This window comes from Coleofasciculus chthonoplastes PCC 7420, from assembly GCF_000155555.1.
Lineage (GTDB): Bacteria > Cyanobacteriota > Cyanobacteriia > Cyanobacteriales > Coleofasciculaceae > Coleofasciculus > Coleofasciculus chthonoplastes_A.
Genome location: NZ_DS989845.1, coordinates 88,943 through 110,341, shown reverse-complemented (window position 1 = coordinate 110,341; position 21,399 = coordinate 88,943). Strand labels below are relative to the sequence as shown.

The window sequence follows — 21,399 nt, the reverse complement described above, 5'->3', positions numbered from 1 at the left end:
GCTGTTCTTTGCGGCTTACAAATATTTCTGTAACATTTTCTCTAACTGCGGCACACTCAAACGGGGTGAAGGGCGAGGAAGCGGTATTTCTTTGCCATCTTTGTGATAACACAACACTGGTACTTGATATTGATAAGCTTGGAACCAATCGTCCCGCTGGGTAATGTCCCGCACCTCTAGCTGAAAATCTAACGTTTGAGTCTGTTCAAGCTTTTCTTGTAACCCTTCGCACAGGTGGCAACCCGGTTTGCTGTACAAAATTAAGGTGTCATTCGTCATTGGTTATTGGTCAACAGCATCTAGAGTAATGAAGATGGAGCAGTTTTGAGTGGGAGCGGTTTGGATTAATACCCAACTCCCGGACGGCGTCCGGCTGGGTTTCGCTAACGCTAACATCCACCTGTGTCCCATCACCTTTTCCCCAATTTTAGAGCGCCCTCGGTAGGACTCGAACCCACGGCCAAAGGATTAGAAATCCCTTGCTCTATCCACCTGAGCTACGAGGGCATAGATTTATAATACAAAAATTAAACCCCTAACTGGCAAGATTCATTATCGTTTAGGGTAGCAGAAATCTAGGATATCGTTGATGATTGTAACATTGTAGCCGACATTGGTTGTTGCGTGTGCGAGGTGTTTGCCCCAATATTTGAGGAAACTAAAGACTCAAGTAGCTTGAGGTCAAGGTAAACTACTATAGACCAACATAGATAATGGATCAAAACTTGTGTCAACTATCGCACTCATACCTTGGGGCATGGATGAGGTATCCAGCCGCGACAAACATATAAGTTGTCAGTTTAGGAGATTGGCTCACAAACTGGATAGGCTTCTGTGTGACTCGCCCAAGTCCCAGACAAAATAGACAAAATAGACAAAATAGACAAGATAGATGGTTAATTAGATTACAGCTCGTCCTGTAGCACCACCCTAGCCCGGTCAGGAGTCATTTGCCAGTGTTATGTTTATTCTGAAAAGGCAGGATGTTGAAATTTCTAGCATTCAGCACCCGAAGCGAGAGCAGCAAATCCCGATTCTCAGTTATCAAGGGCAAACCTTTCGCTTGATCAGCGTGTTTCGCGCTCATCAGGAAGAAGAAGCCCGCTCCTTCTGGCGAGATTTGACAGATAATCAGGGAAAAGCTTGTGTTTTACTAGAAGAACCTGACCGCTTTAGTGTGTGGGGAAAGATTCGTCTAGAGCAATTAGGTACAGAAGGCGGTCCGGATACCAAAATTGCTCCCTATACCCAAGCCTGTCTCCTACTGCTGCAAACAGTTTACCTGGATGTTGAAGATTTACTTGGAAATAGGCAAGCGGGATTGTTTCAGAAGGATATCACGGATGTCTTTCAACAGTGGCATTTTCCCCAAGCCGATTCGCCGGAAGCCGTGAATCACTTACTGACTGTCGATCCGCTCAACACCCTACAAGTTCCTCCATGGGAAGAACACCATCTGATTACTCTATTGCAGGAACTCTATCGCTTGGGGAAGGAATACTTTGGCAATGCGAATTTTGCCGAAGGAGTGGGCGATATCTTGCAGGATATGCCAGCTAATGAGCAAAGTCAGTTTATGGAGTGGCTCAAATCCTCTCCCCTAGGAAAGTTGTGGCAATAATAGAACGTCAAGGATAAATAAATGTATCATGGATGGTTGCCAAGATGGAATTTTAGGACATCAGCCGCTAAGTTTATAAATAAGTATTGCTTACGTAATTGCCATTGTTAGAGATTTCAAAATAAAGAAAGCATTATGAGCAGCTCTGTAGATAAGTCATCTGGAACTCAATCCCTACTCACAGGTCAGAATATCGTCTATCTAGGAATTGGGTGGGCAGTAGTGTCTATGCTGTTTTTTCTACTGTTTAGCGTCAAACCACCGGGAGAAGAGTATCCCTTTTGGTACTCCTTTAGCACTTATGTCCTAGAGTGTTTGCCCTTTTTGGGAGCTGCTTTACTCTGCTATAGAAATTGGCGTAGCCCTCAGATTGCCAGTGGACGCAATGTCTGGCTGGGAATTGGTTTAGGTATGCTTTTTTACTTTATCGCCAACTTGATATTTGGCGTATGGGAGCTATACTTTGGTCTTGACCCCGATGTATCCCCTGCCGATTTCTTTTACGTGATTTCTTATATCTGTATTGGTTGGGGCATGATTTTAGCCGTTCTGCCGAGGCGATTAAATTTAGAGTGGAAGCAGTGGGTAACGGTGGGATTAATCGCTGCTTTGGGGATTGCTTTAGCGGTTTGGGTTTTATTAGCTCCTCCTGTAGCCGTAGAGTCAGAGGCTGACAATTCTGTCTTGCCAACAACTGAGTCAGCAACAGCGACAGTATCGCCCCGCTTGGTGGCTTCTCTTTCACTACGGGTGGCAGTTAGCCCACCTGAAGCTGCTGCAACAACTGAAGCTGAGGTTCCTGAAACTGGCAAGTTGCCCGGTTGGGTTATTTCCCTGGATCAAGCCCTGAGTCCTTTATCAAAAACGTTGAATTTTGTATACATCGTTTTTGATGTTTTCCTACTCATCATTGCCTCAACACTTTTGTTAGCATTTTGGGGGGGGCGCTTTGCCCAATCATGGCGCATGATTGCCGCAGCAACATTTTCCCTATACATTGCGGATATGGGGTTTAAAGCTTATGGCACTCTGGCTAAGGCTCGTGGTCAGGACTATGAAAGTGGGGGTCTCCTAGATGTCTTCTTTATATTTAGTGCCTTACTTTTTGCCATAGGCGCTGCCCTAGAATATGACGTCTCCAGTCGTTCTCGTCGCGGTTCACGTCGGCGAACTTAAAATTAGCTATGAGTCCAAGAAAACTAACTGAAACCGATAAAAAAAATATTTTGAACTTGTATCGACAGCCAGAAGAGACAACCTCAACCCTGGCTGATCGTTATGGTGTCAGTAATTCAACGATTAGCCGCCTGCTCAAAAGCACGTTGTTGGAGTCGGACTATGAAGCCCTCATCCAGCAAAAGCGAGCTAATCGCACGCCAGGGTCAGGGACGTCAGCGACGAAGCCAAAACCCAAGCTGGTGGAGCGGATTGAACCTAAATCGTTGTCGGTTTCTCCCTCTCCCCAACTTTCGATAGAATCGGAAGAGGAAGAATCAGAAGACGAAGAATCAGGATTTGAGTATCCCAATCAACGTCGGCGGCGCAAACGTTCTTCTGTAACTGATCAATCTGATGCAGAATCCCAGGCAAAACAAGGTGAGTTGCCTCTGGAGTTTAATCGAACAGAAACTCAAAGGGATACAGAAGACTCAGAAGATCTGCTTGAAGAAATGGATCAGGCAGAAACCAGCCACCTAAAGGATTTGTTGGATGAAGATTTAATGGATTTGGACGAGGATTTGGACGAGGATTTGGATGAAGATTTGGATGAGGATTTAGATGAGGATTTAGATGAGGATTTTGAGGAGGATTGGGACGAGGACGAGGACGAGGACGAGGAAGATAGTGCTATTCCAAAACCTTTGACGACGACTCATGTTCCCAGGGGGGCAAATATTCAAGTCTTACCCCTGTCGGAAGCTTCTTTTCCGAAACCCTGCTATTTAGTGATAGACCGAGCAGCCGAGTTAATTGCGCGACCTCTGCGAGAATTTAGTGACTTGGGAGGTATTCCGGCTGAGGAAGTCCAGCAACAAACTTTGCCAGTTTTTGATAATCATAGGGTTGCACGACGCTTTTCTAACCGTTCCCAGCGCGTGATTAAAGTGCCTGATGGGAAAATGTTGCAGAAAACCTGTTCTTATTTACAAGCTAAAGGCATTACCCGCCTTTTGATTGATGGTCAGGTCTATTCATTGTTAACCGCATCTTTATTGGAATAGGGACAGATTTTGTCATTTGTCATTTGTCATTGGTCAGGCAATAGGCAATAGGCAATAGGCAACACCTCGACTTCGCTCGGTGTGTCTTAGGCAATAGGGTAATGGGTTATAGAAATTTTGTCTCCCAGCTTCCCCAGCTCCCCCAGCTCCCCCAGCTTCCCCAGCTTCCCCAGCTCCCAGACGCGCCATGGCACGTCTCTACATGGCTTCCCCAGCTCCCCCAGCTCCCCCAGCTCCCAGAAGGTTCCATCGTTGTGGCACAATAAAAGGCGTGATTTATCGGTTATCAGGTAATCAAAGTGAGTCTGACTGCCCAAGCCCCTAAGACTGCTCGTCGCGTCGTTTTTCCGTTTACCGCCATCGTAGGTCAAGAAGAAATGAAGCTGGCTCTGCTGCTGAATGTCATTGACCCCAAAATTGGTGGAGTAATGATTATGGGCGATCGCGGTACGGGTAAGTCCACCACCATTCGGGCGTTGGCTGACTTGTTGCCGGAAATTGAGGTGGTTGCCGACGATCCCTTCAATAGCGATCCCAACGAACCCGACTGGATGAATAGTGATGGAGGAGTACAATCTGCTTCAACCGTAAAGAAAAAAGTGCCGATGGTTGATCTGCCCTTGGGCGCAACCGAAGACCGAGTGTGCGGCACGATTGATATTGAAAAGGCATTAGCCGAAGGGGTGAAAGCCTTTGAACCGGGACTGTTAGCTAAAGCTAATCGCGGTATCCTCTATGTCGATGAAGTGAATCTACTTGACGATCACCTCGTTGATGTGCTATTAGACTCGGCAGCTAGTGGTTGGAATACCGTCGAACGAGAAGGCATTTCCATTCGCCATCCGGCTCGTTTTGTGTTGGTGGGTTCTGGCAACCCGGAAGAAGGAGAACTGCGTCCGCAACTCCTGGATCGTTTCGGCATGCACGCGGAAATCCGCACTGTCAAAGAGCCAACGCTGCGGGTAAAAATTGTGGAGGAACGCGCCGCGTTTGACAAAAATCCCTTGGATTACATCAAAGAACACCAAGAAGTCCAAGAGACATTGCAGCAGCAAATCGTCACCGCCCAGGCGCAACTACCCCAAGTTGAAATGGACTATGACATGCGGGTGAATATTTCTGAGGTTTGCTCAGAATTGGATGTTGATGGATTGCGAGGGGATATTGTCACTAACCGTGCTGCCAAAGCCCTGGCTGCTTTTGAAGGGCGCACGGAAGTCACAGTCGATGATATTCGTCGGGTGATTACGTTGTGCTTACGTCACCGCTTGCGGAAAGACCCCTTGGAGTCGATTGACTCAGGCTATAAGGTGCAAAAATCCTTCTGTCGTGTATTTGGGGTGGAGGCAGAATCAGAAGCGGATTCAGCCATGGCAGCGAGTGCTTCTCGTTAAGGTGGGTTGGGGGTGTATTCCCCCACTCCGGGGACAGCTTCACTCTGATCCCTTCACCCTTTCTCTATCCCCCCTTGCCCTGCTTTGAATTCCCTTTTTCGCTTATAGATCCCCCTCTTCCCTTCAGATCCCCCTTCCGTCCCCCTTCAAAAGGGGGAGACCACTGGAACATTGCTTCCCCAACTCCCCTTAACCAATATGAAAGAACCACTGATTGAACTAAAGGGAGTCTCCAAGTCCTTTGGGGGTAACGTCATCCTGGATAATGTTGATCTGACGATTTATCAGGGCGAAGCCTTAGGTATCATTGGACCCTCTGGGACGGGTAAGTCTACGATTCTACGCATGATGGCGGGTCTAATGCCACTGGATGGGGGTGAAATCTATGTGCAAGGACAAAAGCGTTCGGGTTTAATTGAAGATGCCAAAGACCCCATTGGCATCGGTATGGTGTTCCAGCAGTCTGCTCTGTTTGACTCCCTCAGCATCCGTGAAAATGTGGGATTTTTTCTTTACCAGCATTCTAAACTGTCTGAGGAGCGCATTCGGGAATTAGTAGATGAAAAGCTAGAGATGGTGGGGTTACCTGGAATTGCTGATCAGTATCCGGCGGAACTCTCAGGCGGGATGCGTCGGCGAGTGAGTTTTGCCCGGGCGATTATGACTAACCCGGATAATCCCCAAGACAACCCGGAAATTTTACTTTACGACGAACCCACGGCTGGACTTGACCCGATCGCGTCTACTGTGATTGAAGATTTAGTTCGTCAACTGCAATGTGTTGAAGGCGGATGTAAGACTTATGTAATGGTCACTCACCAAGATAGTACAATTCGCCGTACTGCTGACCGAGTTGTGTTTCTCTACAAAGGCAAGGTACAGTGGCAAGGTCCTATCGGCGAGATTGATACAACCGATAATCCTCTGGTGCGACAATTTTTCAGTGCCAGTACCAGCGGACCAATTCAGGTGGTTGGTTAGGATGGGAGAAAGGGCTTGATCGGTCTTTTGTCATTGTCGTCTATCCAGGCAAATGCCCGTCAATTCACCACTTAAGGGTACAGTGAGGAGAAACCATGCGATCGCGAACCATTCGAGAAGGCTCCGTTGGCTTATTAATTCTAGTTGGACTCGCCGTGTTTGCTGGCTTGGCGATTTGGATTCGGGGTTTGAAGTTTGGCAATCGCAGTTACAGCTTTGTCGTCAACTTTCCTAACGTCGCTGGGATGAAAGAAGGAGCCACCGTGCGCTATCGCGGGGTTGATGTGGGCAACATTACTGATATTGAAGCCACAACCAACGGTGTTGATGTCACTATCGAAATTGCATCAGAAGACTTAGTGATCCCAGAAGATGTTGCCATTGAAGCCAATCAATCGGGTTTAATTGGCGAAACCTCGGTAGATATTACCCCACTTCGGGAAGTGTCCTCGAATATTCAGTCGATGAACCCTCTGAAGTCTGAATGCAATTCGGATGTGATTATTTGTAGTGGTGAGCAGATTGAGGGTGAGATTGGGGTTAGCTTTATTGAACTTCTCCGCAATACTGAGCGCTTAACCACCATCTATACCGATCCGCTATTTTTTAATAACATCAACTCTCTCGCCCAAAATGCCTCCCTCGCCGCCAGTGGTATCGCTCAACTTGCGGGTGAATTATCCTTATTATCGCGTTCCGTGCGTCAAGAAGTCGGCGGATTTTCTCAGGCGTCTGATGCGATTACCACAGCGGCTACCCAGACAACTCAACGCATTGGCGATACAGCGGATCAATTTAGTCAGACAGCTGTGCAACTCAATCGATTAATTGCCTCAACAAATGATTTAGTCACCAGAAATCGAGCAGTTTTAGTCGGAACGTTAACCAGTGTGGGTCAAACCAGCGAGCAGTTGGGCGTTCTGTTAAGCGATTTGAGACCAACCCTAGAAAATGTCAACACGACGATTGATTTAGTGAATACTCAAGTTGATCAAGCGGATGTCAGCACCATCATTGAAAACGTCGAAACCGCCTCCGAAAATTTAGTTGCCCTTTCCGCTAATGCGGCTGAGTTATCTGCTGACTTACGCGATATATCCAATTCCCTGGACAGTCCCAGCACTGCTATCGTATTGCAACAGCTATTAGATTCAGCACGGGTAACCTTTGAAAATACGCAAAAGATTACATCAGATTTGGAAGATTTAACGGGTGATCCGGCGTTCCGTCAAAATCTCAAAGAGTTAGTCAATGGACTTAGTGAACTTGTTTCTTCCACGGAACAATTGGAACAACAAATTGAGGTGGCACAAGTTGTCGAAGCCGCCAGTGCTGAAATTACAACGGCGGCGGTTCAGGTCGTGGATAAATCCCGTGAGCTTAATCCACAATCTATTGATGAGGAGTTAACTAAGTCTAAACATCGACTGAATCACCATCACCATATCCTGAAAAAAATGCCGCCAATTCCTAAAAAGTCAGTGGCGGATACTGATAGCCAGTAGGGTGAGGATAACCCAGGGTAATCCAGGATATTTACCAGCTTTAGTTAGGACAACGCTAAATTATTTGAGACAATATGTTAGTTAACTACAATCCTAAACAATGTTTACCTTCTGCTGAAGACTTACCTGATTCTGATGATAAAGCAGTGGACAACGAATTACAAAATTTAGTACCTAGCCTACTCAAAGCGATTTTAGCATTAATTTGGTCAGAAAGGATGGATTGGTTTTTGGGAATTGACATGGGAATTTATTATGCTCCCGATGAAGCAGCCATTGTTCCTGATGCTTTTTTGAGTCTAGGAGTTCCACGAATTATTGATTCAGATTTGCGTTTATCTTACGTAATATGGGAAGAACAAAAAATTCCCATTATGGTGTTAGAAGTTGTATCGCAAACGAGACGCGGAGAATATACGCAGAAGAAAAAAGATTATATTAAACTAGGTGTTCGGTACTATATTATCTATAATCCATTCCGAAAACGAAAACCTCGTTTAGAAGTGTACAAGCTAGAAGCTGGAGACTATCAATTATTAGAAGGTGAACCCGTTTGGTTATCTGAACTGAATTTAGGCATTGGTCGAGAGGAAGGAACCTACCAAGGAATTACTCGAGAATGGTTATATTGGTATGATGACCAAGGAGAGCGATATTTGAATCCAGAGGAGAGACTGTTAACGGCACAAGAACAACTGCAACAAGAACGTCAGGCTAAGGCAAATGCAATTGAACGTGCCAATCGATTAGAACAATTATTGCGAGAAGCAAACATAAACCCTGAGGGAAATTCGCAGGTTTAGGAAGAGGGTAGAGGTTAGCTTGCCACAAGATTAAAGGCTAAACCAGTAGAGACTTTGCATGCAACGTCTGGAACATAAATGATGTGTCCTAACCACTATGGCGGTTGCTATAACGTTTATTCTCTCCACCGACTTAACTCCAGTCATCTGGAGTCTCTACTGATTTAGGTTGCTTGTAAACGTGACCCTGGCTGTGGATTTGACGGGTTAACTCAAATAACCTGTCTTCGGTCAAACTCCACTGCTGGAGAATCCGTTCAAGCCCCTGTTGAATCTCTCTAGCGCCAGGAAATCGAGAATAGCGAATCCGTAATCGCGCCAATTCCGTCAACTGATAATCCGTCGGATCTGCTTTGATTTCCAAGAGACGATCCACTAGGGCGCGATCGCTCTTTTCTTGGGGATGTTGTTGGTCTTTGTTTTCTAAGATTGATGACATAATTGTACTTGACTTTTTTGCCGTTATTCTTTATATGTCCGCTTTAAATTACCCGCAAATGTTACAGAGTTTGAAGTTCTGTAACTTAATGCTCAAACAGATGAGATCGCTGCGGTACACTAAGCCTTAATCCATCGTCTGTCTTACTGCGATCGGCGAGAATACTCCTGTCATAATCGTTGATTAGACGGCGAGAGCGATCGCCCGTGTGTGAGCAGATCCATCTGCAATAATAGATTGCGTACTGTCACAGAACCTACCGTTAACTTGAATAAGGGATAACGGGGGCTTGTCAAAAGTTGGGACTGTGACCACCTTACCTGAGTCATCAGGTAAACAGTATGCCATTAGAATCCCTGACTATCCCTAATTAGGGTTAGCGTGGGGAGGATATCTAAATCAATCACCGATAATTCTCGTTTGGAGTCGTTATTCTATGTCTCATAGCGTCAAAATTTACGACACTTGCATCGGTTGCACCCAATGTGTACGGGCTTGTCCCCTCGATGTGTTGGAGATGGTACCCTGGGATGGCTGTAAAGCTAGTCAGATTGCCTCGTCTCCACGTACTGAAGATTGTATCGGTTGCAAGCGCTGCGAAACCGCTTGTCCGACCGATTTCTTGAGCGTTCGGGTTTATCTTGGCGCTGAAACCACCCGCAGTATGGGTCTTGCCTACTAACGGTGTCTTGAAACCAATCTATACCATTGTAGGGATACAGGGGCATTGGTATTCGAGCTGTGGCTTGCATGGTAATGCTGCTGTGTCCTTACTCAGAAATTGCCAATTTTTCAGTAAATTTGAATACAAAAAGGCAAATTTAGAAGGGACACGACATGTCGTGTCCCTTCAAGCTGAGATGAGGGAATAGGAAACAAGGAACAGTAAGGATTAAGCGGCTCCTTAACATTTCTTAGTACAGCGGACAGAATTTATGCCCAGGGACTTATATCGCATAAGATGTTGAAGGCATCATGTTTGAGGAGGGAGCGGTTCAATGTGTGGAATCGTTGGTTATATCGGCACGCAACCAGCAACAGATATTTTAATGGCAGGGTTAGAACGACTCGAATATCGAGGCTATGATTCTGCCGGAATTGCCACCGTTTGGGAAGGGGAAATTCAGTGCGTTCGCGCTAAAGGCAAACTCTACAATTTACGAGAAAAACTGGAACGTACCGATAACCAAGCCCGACTCGGTATTGGACATACCCGTTGGGCAACTCACGGGAAACCTGAAGAATATAATGCCCATCCCCATACCGACACCCATCAGCGCGTGGCGGTGGTGCAAAATGGCATCGTGGAAAACTATCGGGAATTACGGGAAGACTTGAAAAAACGGGGACATGAATTCCGTTCTGATACCGATACTGAAGTGATTCCCCACCTAATTGCCGAGTGTCTCCCCGAACCCTCAACCCCAGATTTTCAACACCCGAATGCCTTTTTAGACGCCGTGCGCCAAGCGGTGAATCAACTCCATGGTGCGTTTGCGATCGCGATTATTTGTGCTGACTATCCCGATGAACTGATTGTCGCACGACAACAGGCTCCTTTGATCCTGGGATTTGGTCAAGGGGAATTCTTCTGTGCCTCCGATACTCCCGCCCTTGTCCCCCACACTCATGCGGTGTTGAACCTAGAGAATGGGGAACTGGCACGGTTAACCCCCCTAGGGGCAGAAGTCTATAACTTTAACGGGGAACGTCTTCGCAAATTCCCCCGCACCCTCAACTGGAATCCCGTACAAGTCGAGAAACAGGGATTCCGTCATTTCATGCTCAAAGAAATTTTTGAGCAACCGGGTGTAGTGCGAACCTGTTTAGAAGCTTATATTAGCAGTGATTGGTCTGCGGGAGAAAATGATAGCAGTAGCGCGATACCTGATCAAAACCCAGTCGCCGGAGACACCCCATCCATAACCACGCCAATACAATTGGGACTTCCTGAGTCGTTGTATGAAAACTTAGAACACGTCCAGATATTGGCATGTGGTACCAGTTGGCACGCCAGTCTTGTCGGGAAATACCTGATCGAACAACTCGCTGGAATTCCCACGATGGTACAATATGCCTCAGAATTCCGCTATGCCCCCTCACCCTTGACGCGCAATACCCTCACCATTGGCGTCACTCAATCGGGAGAAACTGCTGATACCTTAGCGGCGTTGGAGATGGAAAAACGACGGCGTATCGGTTTAGGACAAGAGTATCAGCCGCGACTGGTGGGGATTACCAATCGTTCCGAGAGTTCTCTGGCGCATTTAGTCCCGCATATTATTGAGACGTTTGCGGGAATGGAAATTGGTGTTGCGGCAACGAAAACCTTTGTTACTCAATTGGTGGTATTTTACTGTTTAGCCCTGGATTTAGCCTATCAACGCCAAACCCTACCCCCGTCACGGATTGCCGAAATTATTGCTGGGTTGCGTCAACTTCCCTCCCAGATTGAGTTGGTGTTATCGCGTCAGGAACATTATCTGGAAGAATTAGCCCATGAGTTTGACGAAACCCAAGATTTCATCTTTTTGGGGCGTGGGATTAATTTCCCCATTGCCTTAGAAGGGGCGTTGAAGCTTAAGGAAGTCAGCTATATTCACGCCGAAGGGTATCCAGCGGGGGAGATGAAACACGGACCCATTGCCCTATTAGATTCTAAAGTTCCCGTGGTGGCGATCGCAATGCCGGGTACTGTGTATGAAAAGGTGCTATCTAATGCCCAAGAAGCCAAGGCGCGAGATGCGCGATTAATTGGCGTGACACCGATGCATGATCCAGAAGCGGCTCAAACATTTGATATTTTATTATCGGTACCCGTTGTTGAAGAATTACTGTCTCCAATTTTAGCCGTGATGCCTTTACAACTTTTGGCATATCATATTGCGGCGCGACGGGGTTTAGATGTGGATCAGCCTCGGAATTTAGCAAAATCAGTCACGGTGGAATAAGTGCCAAACGTTATGTTCTAGAGTAAAAAGAAATGCCGAACAGCTTATTATACAGATGTCGAGACGTATCATGGCACGTCTTTCCGGGGCGGGTTTCACCGATAACATGCCAGCAAAAACTAATAACTTAATTAAACCCGCCCTCTTTCCGGTTGAGTAGAGGGCGACCCGACTCAAAGCACAATGGGCGAAGGTCACTTCGCCTAGTTACAAGCCCCATCCCCTTGTGGGTGGGGTTGTTGACCGTTCTACTACTTAGGTCGAGATGCTTCACTCCGCTGTCGCTCCGTTCAGCATGACATTTCGCCACGATACTTCTATTCCTCACTATCGGCAAAATTGACGTTTTCATAAATATCGCTCAAATTGATCTGAAACCCGATTAAACCTAGTAAAACTCACGGATAAAACTTGATAAATCAATACTTTGTTCGTAGTAGGCACGAAGCGTGCCAGAAGCACTTTAGCGCTTACTATAAACTCTAAAGTCAGTGCTATTCACTTTAATGGTATGTCCCCTGGCGAAGCGCGATCGCATTAGAAATGCCTTACTGATCGCATTCTTCTATTTTGGCTTATGTCTGGTCAGCCGCGCAATCCTGAGTACAATTATTGGCATGTCTATCATTACTGCCATGAATCAACCGTTACGGACATTAGGTGTAGCCCCCAATGCTTGGGGAGTGAATGATGCGATCGCGGATTTGACTCGCCCCTCCCTAACCCCTCACCCAATTACCCTTACCACTGAAACCAAAAGCCTGCGCCTGGATTTAGTCAAATCTGCCATCCTAATCATCGACATGCAAAATGACTTCTGTCATCCCGATGGCTGGTTAGCCCATATTGGCGTAGACGTAACCCCCGCCCGCAGCCCAATTGCATCCCTGACAAGCTTGCTTCCCCAGTTACGAGATGTCAACGTTCCTGTGATTTGGGTGAACTGGGGAAATCGTCCCGACTTACTCAATATTAGTGCTGGATTGCGTCATGTTTATGATCCTACAGGTGCAGGAATTGGACTCGGTGATCCCTTGCCTAAAAATGGGGCAAAAGTGCTAACCAAAGACAGTTGGGCAGCGGCAATTGTAGATGGATTAAACCACGAACCCGAAGATATTTATATTGACAAATATCGCATGAGTGGTTTCTGGGACACTGCCTTAGACAGTATTTTACGCAATATGGGCAAAACCACTCTTTTCTTTGCGGGTGTCAACATTGATCAATGTGTCATGGCAACATTACAAGATGCTAACTTCCTGGGATATGATTGCGTGCTACTCAAAGATTGTGCGGCAACAACGTCTCCTGATTACTGCTTTAAAGCCACGATTTATAATGTTAATCAGTGTTTTGGGTTTACTAGCGATTCCCAATTACTTATTAAAGCTTTAAAAGCGTAAAAAAATCAGAATGCAGAGGACACAGAGGCAGGGTAGACAAGGAAAATGGGGAAAGTTAGCCGCTATCAACGGTTTGCATCAAAAACGAATGACAAATGACAAATGATGAATTTCAGGAGAAACAACCTATGGAATCCCGGTGTATGATTCCCGTTATGAAATCCCCTAAGGACTACCAAGCCTATCGCATTAGTCCCCAGGATAGCAACCGTTTAGCTATTATCTTCGATCCCGCGATCGCGGATTCATCATTAACTGTTTGTGTGGAGATTTTTGATCAAGGCGGCAAAACTCCCCCGAATCGTCATCAGATTGCTGTAGAAATGTTTTTTATCCTCAAAGGGGAAGGAATTGCCCGTTGTGATGGCAAAAATGTGCCATTTCGGGCAGGAGATAGTTTATTAGTGCCACCAACGGGTATTCATGAAATTATAAATACAGGTTCTGGTCGTTTATATGCGTTATGTTTTATGGTTCCTAATGAAGATTTTGTTGAACTGATTCGCAGCGGTACACCTGTTAATTTGGATGAGGAAGATTTTCGCGTCTTGGGACGTACTGATGCGGTGGTTCCGTGTTAAATAAATAAAAACGTGAACGACGGAGATTATCATTCGTTCGTCATTTTGTACTTGTAAGCTGTTCGGCATTTAAACCTTAATATCAGTAATGGCGAAAGCCTTGTAGTGCGAGCATCTTGCTCGCTACTAATACCCAATTTAAATGCATGACAGCTTAAGAGATTGAAACCCAGAATCAGGGCGGGTTTTTAATAAAGGTTATCATCAATGGCGAAACGAAATGTCCTAAACCCGCCCCTACAGAAAAACCTGTCCTCGAACAAAGTGACGAGTTCAACAATCAACAATCAACTAATTTAAAGGACTTGCCCAGTAAATGGAATTGGTAATAACGCGCAATACATTAGGCTGATAATAGGTGGGATAAGCTTCGTCACCAGGACGAAAGTAAAAAACTTTACCTCGACCTCGGTGAAAACAACAGCCACTGCGAAAGACTTCACCCCCCTCAAACCAACTGATAAAGACTAAACTATCGGGGTTAGGGATATCAAAAAACTCGCCATACATTTCCTCAGCCGCCAGTTCAAACGAGTCGTCTAAACCTGCTGCAATAGGATGGGATGGATCAAGAACCCAAAGTCGTTCTTTTTCGCCATTGTTGCGCCATTTTAGACTACATGACGTACCCATCAGCCGTTTAAAAATTTTGGAAAAGTGACCCGAATGCAATACAATTAGACCCATGCCAGACAAAACGCGCTGATGGACTTTATCGACGATAGTGTCTTGTACTTGGTCATGGGCAATGTGTCCCCACCAGATTAAAATATCGGTTTGGTTGAGGATAGCATCAGTTAATCCATGATCAGGTTGGTCTAATGTGGCAGTTTTAACCGTTAATCCAGAGGATTGCAAATGTTGCGCGATCGCGTAATGAATTCCATCAGGATAAATCTTGGCAACCTCAGGTTGTTGTTTTTCCACTTGATACTCATTCCAAACCGTAACGCGAGGATTGGCTGTCATATTATAAATAAACCATTCTTTGTTTTAATTATGCCAATAACAAATAACAAATGACAAATAACAAATGACCAATGACCAAAATTAATAAACAAACAGCATCCATGTTAACCCGCGATGGAATTCGTCTAGATGCTGATATTTACTATCCTGATACTGATACAGACTTACCTGTACTCCTGATGCGACAACCTTACGGAAGGGCGATCGCGTCTACGGTAGTCTATGCCCATCCCACTTGGTATGCCGCCCAGGGGTATATCGTCGTGATTCAGGATGTGCGAGGACGGGGAACCTCTGGGGGCGAGTTTCAGCTATTTGTCCACGAAGTTGCTGATGGTATTGATACCGTTAACTGGGTGTCACAGTTACCCGGTAGCAATGGACAAGTGGGTATGTATGGCTTTTCCTATCAGGGGATGACTCAACTGTATGCAGCATCGGCAAATCTGCCCGCGTTGAAAACCATTTGTCCGGCGATGATGGCGTATGATTTATATGCAGATTGGGCGTATGAAAATGGGGCATTTTGTTTACAAGCCAATTTAGGCTGGGCGGTGCAATTAGCTGCCGAAACTGCCCGATTAAAGGGTGATGCTATTGCCTATCAAATTCTCTATACTGCCTCTCGCGATTTGCCTTTTTATAATCCATCCTCCAAATTTATTGAGAGTTTAAACAAATACGCGCCAAATTCGTTTTACTATGAATGGCTAAATCATCCTGAACCCGGAGATTATTGGCAAAAATTCTCACCTAACCTCGACGGTGTGGATTTGCCGATGCTGCATATTGGCGGTTGGTTTGATCCCTATCTGCGAGGTAATCTGCGCCTCTATAAAGACATGGCAAATCGGAGTAAATTTCCCCAGCATTTGATTGTCGGACCCTGGGCGCATCTGCCTTGGGGACGGAAAGTCGGCGCAAGAGATTATGGCACAGAGGCGGTAAGTTCTGTGGATAGGTTACAAGTGCGTTGGTTTGATCAGTTTCTTAAGGGAATTGATAGCGAATTGTTGCATCAACCGCCTGTCTATTTATTTGAAATGGGCAGTAATCAATGGCGTTATTTTGATACGTGGTTGTCAGATAATCAGAAATCCTATTGTCTTTCCAGCACGGGTTTAGCTAGTGTGCGAAACGATTCTGGGACTCTCATCCCTCAATCGGAATCATCTGATCCATTGTCTGTATTATCGGCTGCAACTGATGTTTTTGTTCATGATCCCTGGCGTCCGGTTCCTGCCTTAGGGGGTCATGCAGCAATACCTGCGGGTTCCTTTGATCGTTCTACTCTTGATAGCCGCACTGATGTTTTAACGTATACTTCAGCCCCGTTTGCTGACGATTTATCTCTAATGGGGGATGTCGCGGTAGAGGTTTTCTGCCATGCTGAGCAATTGAGTTTTGATCTCTGTGCCGTGTTATCGGAAGTCTTTCCGAATGAGATCGTTTATAATTTCACTCAGGGGTATGCGACTGTAAGTCTGGGTCAAGAAACAAAACCTGTTAGGATTGAACTCCAGCCGACTTGTATTAAAATTGCCAACGGAAATAGATTGCGTCTGAGTCTAAGCGCTGCTTGTTTTCCAGCGTATCCCGTGAATCCGGGAACAGGCGTATCGTCTGCTGCAATGTCCTTGATGGAGGCTCAAATCATTACACTTACGGTGAATTGTGGTGGAAACTTGATATCAAAGGTTTTGTTACCAATAACTTAAGTTTATCTTATGACATTTGGCTTGATTGATTGGACAAGGAAAGAATGAAAATCAGCCATCAGAAAGGATTCTACGCTCTAGACTCTCAACTCTTAAACCTGTCTTAAGCTGTTGCCTATTCTGGCTTTTAAGCGTTAAAGAGTATAAATACTCAGCACCAAGCTAATATTATACCTTATACAATTAAAAATGAGATAAATAATCCAGATAAAGGGAGGCTTAAATCAGTTGCTGATAAGGATAAAAAACTAGGTACAATGAGAGAAGTGATCGAGTTCCTTTAGATGTTTGGTTTAACTCTACTATCTATCTAGCGAGAACTTTTACAAAGCTAAGATCCTGACATAAAGCCTGCACTCCTGTCGTTTTTGCGTTAATCCAGATAAATTTCCGAACGAGTCTGACTATCAAATTAGTAGCCCAAGGGCAAGGACTGCACCTATAACCGACAATTAGCATCAAAGCTTATCGTGGCAAATCAAGCGCCGACGACAAACAGCGCCTAGCTCAATGGCTAGCGCTCAAGGTCTAACACGGATGTGATACAAGAAAACTAGAACTAAAGGATCATCGAGAACAACCGAGGCTCAAACACCTTTACCTAGACTATCCTCAACTTGCTGAGAACTCTAGTCAATTGCTGACGATGAAAACACCTCCTTCAGCAGGGTGTAACTTGACCAACCCTTCCCCCAAGCTAAACCCAGTCAATAGTTTTGACGTTTGACCAATGATGAACCAACCACCCTTTCTAGAAACGACCTCCCAAGATAATGACCAGCAACCGTTGGCACAACCTCATAAGTCTTGGCGTCCCCGTCATTTTCTAGTTTGGGTGGTAGTGGGTCTAACCACGGTGGCGATTGGCGCTGTCGCCACAGTCAGCTATTTTGGAGTGCGCCAGCTAATCCTAGAAAACATCAAGCAAAACGCGCTCAATTCAGTGCAAGCCGAAGCCAGTGAAATCGATCGCTGGCTAGCCACGCGCAAGGCGGAAGTCGAAACGATAGCCAGTACCCCAATTCTGCGATCGATGGATTGGTCGCAAATTAAACCGTACTTGCAACGAGAAGTCCAACGCAGCCGGAATTTTACCTCCTTTGCCTTGATCAGGGCGGATGGAACCTTTCAAAGCAGCAATGAAGGAGAGGGAAATGTTCAAGATCGCCAACATTTCCAACAGGCGATGGCGGGAAAAGTCTATGTCTCTGATCCCCTAATCAGTCGGGCGACCGAATTACCGATTATTGCCATTGCCGCGCCGATTCTAGCACTTCCCCCCCAACCTCCTCGACCCATTGGGGCAACGGTTGGTGCGATCTCGATGGAGCGCGTGGAAGAAGTTGTCGAAAACATATCCCATGGCAAGGGTAGCTATGCCTTTGCCCTCAACTCTAGAGGCGTGCCGATTGTTTATCCAGAGGAAAAACCCTTAGGAACTGAAAGAAAACCTGATTCCAGTTTACTGGAGTCAACCGAACCGGATCTAGCCGCGATCGCTAGCCAGATGGTGAACAAAGAACAGGGAATCCAACAGGCAAACCTGTTCGGGGAATCCGTTTACGTGGCGTATGTCCACCTAGAAGAGGCAAACTGGTCGATTGCCTTAGTCATGAACGATGAGAAAATAGAAAGTCCAATCTGGTCACTCAACTTGCTGGCTATCGTTCTGGTTGCCCTCTTGTTCGTTGCCATATTTTTCATCAGGCGACAGGTGAAACTCTTTGAGATGACACGGGCTAAAGCCGCCAAAGAAGCATTGCTCAACCGTTTGACTAATCGCATTCATTCCTCACTCGACCTGGATCGCACCTTACCCGCTACTTTAGAAGAATTGACATCGCTGCTGGGGTTAGAACGAGTCATTTTCGGGTGGTTGCTCGACAATCAGACATTAAGAATTGCATATATGTACACGGAGGAGGGTTTATCGAGCGAATGTAGACAGTTAAAGATAGCGACGTCCGGTAACTTAGAAACTCAGTTACGCAAGGGTGAGACCGTTAATTTCAAAGTATCCACGATCAATGGTCAATCTGATAATTCAGGGTTAGAAAACACCCCAGATAACCCTTTCTCGTCTCATCCTGCTACCTCTTCAGAGGAAACCTATATCCTGGAAAATGGTCACTATTCAGCGATTCCCATCCGTCCTCAAACCGGACCCTTGGGCTATTTAATCTGTATCCACACCACCAGTTGGTCGTGGAGTCCCAGCGACATCGAACTCTTAGAAGCGATTTCTAAACAAATTGCCAGTGCTTGCACCCAATCCCATCTCTACGCTCAAACCCAAGAGCAAATCCAACTCCTCGACAATACCTTAAACTCATTAGAGCGAGAGCGCCGACAACTGCAACAAGTCATTGCCAGTGCGCCGATGGCAATGGCAATGTTTGATAACGAAATGCGCTATATGGCTCATTCCCAAAAGTGGCTCACGGTGCAAGGGCTTGAGGGAGAATCCATCATTGGTCGCTGCCATTACGACGTCATCCCAGATGTACCGGAACACTGGAAACAGATTCATCAACGGGCACTCACCGGGCAAGTGATCACCAACCCAGAAGATATCTGGGAACGTAGTGATGGTTCTATCGTTTACATGCGCTGGGCAATTAACCCTTGGTATACTTCCAATGGTCAAGTTGGTGGGATTGTCATTGCCACCGACCAGATTAACGAATTAGTCGAAGCCAGAGAAGCAGCACTGGAAGCGGTACGGTTTAAGTCCAAGTTTCTGGCGAACATGAGTCATGAAATTCGCACTCCAATGAATGGCGTCTTGGGCATGGTGGGACTCCTATTACAGACTCAACTCACGTCTCGACAGCGAGACTATGCCCAAACGATTCGCCGTAGTGCTGACCATTTACTGACCATCATCAACGATATCCTGGATTTCTCCAAACTAGAAGCTGGAGAAATGGAACTTGAAACCATTGAGTTTGACCTGGATGGCTGCATCGAATCGGTTCTTGATGTGCTAGCTACTCAAGCCGAAGCGAAGAACCTAGAATTGGCAACCTTAGTTGACCGCAAAGTCCCCCGACAACTCAAAGGTGATCCGGCTAGACTGCGACAGGTTCTGTTAAATCTGGCGAACAATGCGATCAAATTTACACCCCAAGGGGAAGTGGTTATCCATGTCACGTTAGAAACTGCTACCTCCAAAAATGCCACCCTCCACTTTGCCGTGTCCGATACAGGAGTGGGCATTTCCCCGGAAGGGCAAGAAAAACTTTTCCAATCCTTTTCCCAAGTTGATAACTCCACCACTCGTCAATATGGTGGCACAGGCTTAGGGCTAGCTATCTGCAAACAGTTGGTCGATTTGATGGGCGGCGAAATCGGCGTGGAAAGTCAGGTGGGTAAAGGTTCCACGTTCTGGTTTACGGCAAAATTTGACACCCAAACGAACGCTGAATCCCCCACCACTCCCTTTGCCCTCACTCATCTGAAACTGTTGGTTGTTTCCGAAAGTCGCACCACCCGCCAGTCGGTGCGTTACTTAGTCAATACCTGGGGAATTGGGATTGATGAAGCCAACTCCGCAGAACTGTCCCTAGATGCCCTGCGCCAAGCGGCTAGTCTTGACCAGCCTTATGATGTGGTGATCTGTGATTGGCAACTGCCCCAAATCGAGGATGGGTCCCTGATTAAAACCATTCGCTCTGATTCAGCGTTGAGCCACACCAAAGCTGTGGTAATGACGCCGATGAATCAACGGGATCAAGTCGAACAATTACTATCTGTGGGAGCGGCGAGTTATTTGCTCAAGCCAGTGAGAGCTTCACGGCTATTTGATAGTTTAATGGCGGCTGTAGCACCCGAAATGATTAAAGAACAGCAGGAGGAAGAACTAGCCCAACATACAACGACTGGAGATTTTCCTCATAAACAACCTGCGACTCCTCTGAATATCCTCTTAGCTGAAGATCATCCCATCAATCAACAAGTTATTCTCAATCAGTTACAGATGTTAGGTTATGAAGCCGACTGCGCCCCCAATGGTCAAGTTGTCCTGGAATTAGTCGAGCAAAATTCCTACGATATCATTCTCATGGACTGTCAGATGCCTGTTCTGGATGGCTATGCGACTACAACTAAATTGATTGAGCGTTACGGCAGCACTCATCCGGTTATTATTGCTCTAACCGCTCATGCGTTTCCTGAAGACCGAGAACGATGTTCGGCAGTTGGTATGGATGACTATATCAGTAAACCTGTTGATGAGGAAATGTTGAGCGAACGATTGGAGTATTGGGCAACCCAGATTAGACAGGATCAAGACAAAGGGCAAATGGCAGACGACTCTATGAAGGCAGAGGACAAAGGGCAGATGAAAGAAGGAAACGAGAAGGCAGAGGACAAAGGGCAGATAACAGAGGGAAAGGAAGACATTAACTCAACCCTCAACACTTCCCCAATTAACTGGGAACACCTCCAGCGTGTCACCCTCGGTAAAAAATCGGCTCAAGAACGACTTTTGCACGCTTTTATCGAACATGCTGAAGCCGATCTAAAAGATATCCAAACCGGAATTGCGGCTGAAGACTATGAACAAATCTATGCGAAAGCCCATCGGTTGAGAGGATCAAGCGCCAATTTAGGCATGAAGGCGATCGCAGAATTAGCCGCCCAAGTCGAAAACCATGGACGTTCCGGTTCTCTAGCCGCGATCAAAGAAAACGTTGGCGAGTTAGAACAACAACTGACTACAGTTTGCGAATACATCCGTAACATGAATGGTTCATCATGAATTCCCTGTTCCCTATTCCCTATTCCCTATTGCCCATTGCCCATTGC

17 protein-coding genes and 1 tRNA gene are annotated in these 21,399 nt (G+C 46.1%); 13 read left to right on the top strand and 5 right to left on the bottom strand.

Translation table 11 applies throughout. From position 1 onward, the window contains the following. Window positions 1-15 precede the first annotated feature (15 nt). Window positions 16-279, bottom strand: a complete 264-nt coding sequence (locus MC7420_RS08000) for a glutaredoxin family protein (RefSeq protein WP_006099907.1) — start codon at window positions 277-279, stop codon at window positions 16-18. Window positions 280-433: 154 nt separating this feature from the next. Further along, a tRNA-Arg gene (locus MC7420_RS07995) sits at window positions 434-507 on the bottom strand. A gap of 454 nt (window positions 508-961) precedes the next feature. On the opposite strand from MC7420_RS07995, the gene MC7420_RS07990 reads away from it, so the two are divergent. The 3 genes from MC7420_RS07990 to MC7420_RS07980 all read left to right on the top strand — a co-directional run bounded on the left by MC7420_RS07990 (window position 962) and on the right by MC7420_RS07980 (window position 3,843). Further along, on the top strand, window positions 962-1,621 hold the full coding sequence (locus tag MC7420_RS07990; RefSeq protein WP_006099605.1) for an Npun_F0813 family protein: 660 nt from the start codon (window positions 962-964) through the stop codon (window positions 1,619-1,621). A gap of 135 nt (window positions 1,622-1,756) precedes the next feature. Then, window positions 1,757-2,797 carry a hypothetical protein gene (locus MC7420_RS07985; RefSeq protein ID WP_044205830.1) on the top strand — a complete coding sequence of 347 codons (1,041 nt, stop codon included), beginning with the start codon at window positions 1,757-1,759 and terminating at the stop codon, window positions 2,795-2,797. Window positions 2,798-2,805: 8 nt separating this feature from the next. Beyond that, on the top strand, window positions 2,806-3,843 hold the full coding sequence (locus MC7420_RS07980) for a hypothetical protein (RefSeq protein ID WP_006099892.1): 1,038 nt from the start codon (window positions 2,806-2,808) through the stop codon (window positions 3,841-3,843). Window positions 3,844-3,876: 33 nt separating this feature from the next. On the opposite strand, the gene MC7420_RS39350 is transcribed toward MC7420_RS07980, so the two are convergent. Continuing rightward, on the bottom strand, window positions 3,877-4,032 hold the full coding sequence (locus MC7420_RS39350; protein WP_006099929.1) for a hypothetical protein: 156 nt from the start codon (window positions 4,030-4,032) through the stop codon (window positions 3,877-3,879). 110 nt (window positions 4,033-4,142) lie between these two features. Here MC7420_RS39350 and bchI point away from each other — a divergent pair, with 110 nt between their 5' ends. The 4 genes from bchI (at window position 4,143) to MC7420_RS07960 (ending at window position 8,526) form a co-directional block, all read left to right on the top strand. Continuing rightward, window positions 4,143-5,237: a magnesium chelatase ATPase subunit I gene (bchI, locus tag MC7420_RS07975; protein WP_044205827.1), complete on the top strand. Its 1,095-nt coding sequence runs from the start codon at window positions 4,143-4,145 to the stop codon at window positions 5,235-5,237. Between the two features lie 198 nt (window positions 5,238-5,435). Further along, window positions 5,436-6,218, top strand: a complete 783-nt coding sequence (locus MC7420_RS07970; protein WP_044205984.1) for an ABC transporter ATP-binding protein — start codon at window positions 5,436-5,438, stop codon at window positions 6,216-6,218. A 95-nt stretch (window positions 6,219-6,313) separates the two neighbouring features. Beyond that, window positions 6,314-7,723, top strand: a complete 1,410-nt coding sequence (locus MC7420_RS07965; protein WP_006099851.1) for an MlaD family protein — start codon at window positions 6,314-6,316, stop codon at window positions 7,721-7,723. A 74-nt stretch (window positions 7,724-7,797) separates the two neighbouring features. Next, a complete protein-coding gene (locus MC7420_RS07960; RefSeq protein WP_006099839.1) occupies window positions 7,798-8,526 on the top strand; it encodes a Uma2 family endonuclease in 729 nt (242 codons plus the stop codon). A 133-nt stretch (window positions 8,527-8,659) separates the two neighbouring features. Here the strand turns inward: MC7420_RS07960 and MC7420_RS07955 are convergent, their stop codons facing one another. Next, on the bottom strand, window positions 8,660-8,965 hold the full coding sequence (locus MC7420_RS07955) for a DUF3288 family protein (RefSeq protein WP_006099781.1): 306 nt from the start codon (window positions 8,963-8,965) through the stop codon (window positions 8,660-8,662). A 436-nt stretch (window positions 8,966-9,401) separates the two neighbouring features. Between MC7420_RS07955 and psaC the strand changes: the two genes are divergently transcribed. The 4 genes from psaC (at window position 9,402) to MC7420_RS07940 (ending at window position 13,903) form a co-directional block, all read left to right on the top strand. After that, the gene (psaC, locus tag MC7420_RS36660) at window positions 9,402-9,647 is read left to right on the top strand and encodes a photosystem I iron-sulfur center protein PsaC (protein ID WP_071777200.1); all 246 of its coding nucleotides are present in this window, start codon (window positions 9,402-9,404) and stop codon (window positions 9,645-9,647) included. A gap of 316 nt (window positions 9,648-9,963) precedes the next feature. Then, complete coding sequence (gene glmS, locus MC7420_RS07950) at window positions 9,964-11,916, top strand: glutamine--fructose-6-phosphate transaminase (isomerizing) (RefSeq protein ID WP_006099613.1); 1,953 nt, start codon at window positions 9,964-9,966, stop codon at window positions 11,914-11,916. Between the two features lie 635 nt (window positions 11,917-12,551). After that, a complete protein-coding gene (locus tag MC7420_RS07945) occupies window positions 12,552-13,322 on the top strand; it encodes a cysteine hydrolase family protein (RefSeq protein ID WP_044205982.1) in 771 nt (256 codons plus the stop codon). Between the two features lie 128 nt (window positions 13,323-13,450). Next, window positions 13,451-13,903 (top strand): cupin domain-containing protein, encoded by a 453-nt coding sequence (locus MC7420_RS07940; RefSeq protein ID WP_006099696.1) that lies wholly within the window; start codon window positions 13,451-13,453, stop codon window positions 13,901-13,903. 291 nt (window positions 13,904-14,194) lie between these two features. Here the strand turns inward: MC7420_RS07940 and MC7420_RS07935 are convergent, their stop codons facing one another. Next, the gene (locus tag MC7420_RS07935; protein ID WP_006099846.1) at window positions 14,195-14,872 is read right to left on the bottom strand and encodes a ThuA domain-containing protein; all 678 of its coding nucleotides are present in this window, start codon (window positions 14,870-14,872) and stop codon (window positions 14,195-14,197) included. 71 nt (window positions 14,873-14,943) lie between these two features. On the opposite strand from MC7420_RS07935, the gene MC7420_RS07930 reads away from it, so the two are divergent. Together MC7420_RS07930 and MC7420_RS34965 are read left to right on the top strand one after the other, a co-directional pair. Continuing rightward, the gene (locus tag MC7420_RS07930; protein ID WP_006099751.1) at window positions 14,944-16,590 is read left to right on the top strand and encodes a CocE/NonD family hydrolase; all 1,647 of its coding nucleotides are present in this window, start codon (window positions 14,944-14,946) and stop codon (window positions 16,588-16,590) included. Between the two features lie 730 nt (window positions 16,591-17,320). Further along, a complete protein-coding gene (locus MC7420_RS34965) occupies window positions 17,321-21,352 on the top strand; it encodes a response regulator (protein WP_052307441.1) in 4,032 nt (1,343 codons plus the stop codon). The last annotated feature ends 47 nt before the right edge of the window (window positions 21,353-21,399 follow it).

Bases quoted from the DNA above. Each gene is read 5' to 3' on its own strand.
- MC7420_RS08000 (WP_006099907.1), bottom strand. From the start codon at position 279: ATGACGAATGACACCTTAATTTTGTACAGCAAACCGGGTTGCCACCTG.
- MC7420_RS07990 (WP_006099605.1), top strand. From the start codon at position 962: ATGTTTATTCTGAAAAGGCAGGATGTTGAAATTTCTAGCATTCAGCAC.
- MC7420_RS07985 (WP_044205830.1), top strand. From the start codon at position 1,757: ATGAGCAGCTCTGTAGATAAGTCATCTGGAACTCAATCCCTACTCACA.
- MC7420_RS07980 (WP_006099892.1), top strand. From the start codon at position 2,806: ATGAGTCCAAGAAAACTAACTGAAACCGATAAAAAAAATATTTTGAAC.
- MC7420_RS39350 (WP_006099929.1), bottom strand. From the start codon at position 4,032: ATGGCGCGTCTGGGAGCTGGGGAAGCTGGGGAAGCTGGGGGAGCTGGG.
- MC7420_RS07970 (WP_044205984.1), top strand. From the start codon at position 5,436: ATGAAAGAACCACTGATTGAACTAAAGGGAGTCTCCAAGTCCTTTGGG.
- MC7420_RS07965 (WP_006099851.1), top strand. From the start codon at position 6,314: ATGCGATCGCGAACCATTCGAGAAGGCTCCGTTGGCTTATTAATTCTA.
- MC7420_RS07960 (WP_006099839.1), top strand. From the start codon at position 7,798: ATGTTAGTTAACTACAATCCTAAACAATGTTTACCTTCTGCTGAAGAC.
- MC7420_RS07955 (WP_006099781.1), bottom strand. From the start codon at position 8,965: ATGTCATCAATCTTAGAAAACAAAGACCAACAACATCCCCAAGAAAAG.
- psaC (WP_071777200.1), top strand. From the start codon at position 9,402: ATGTCTCATAGCGTCAAAATTTACGACACTTGCATCGGTTGCACCCAA.
- glmS (WP_006099613.1), top strand. From the start codon at position 9,964: ATGTGTGGAATCGTTGGTTATATCGGCACGCAACCAGCAACAGATATT.
- MC7420_RS07945 (WP_044205982.1), top strand. From the start codon at position 12,552: ATGAATCAACCGTTACGGACATTAGGTGTAGCCCCCAATGCTTGGGGA.
- MC7420_RS07940 (WP_006099696.1), top strand. From the start codon at position 13,451: ATGGAATCCCGGTGTATGATTCCCGTTATGAAATCCCCTAAGGACTAC.
- MC7420_RS07935 (WP_006099846.1), bottom strand. From the start codon at position 14,872: ATGACAGCCAATCCTCGCGTTACGGTTTGGAATGAGTATCAAGTGGAA.
- MC7420_RS07930 (WP_006099751.1), top strand. From the start codon at position 14,944: ATGACCAAAATTAATAAACAAACAGCATCCATGTTAACCCGCGATGGA.
- MC7420_RS34965 (WP_052307441.1), top strand. From the start codon at position 17,321: ATGATGAACCAACCACCCTTTCTAGAAACGACCTCCCAAGATAATGAC.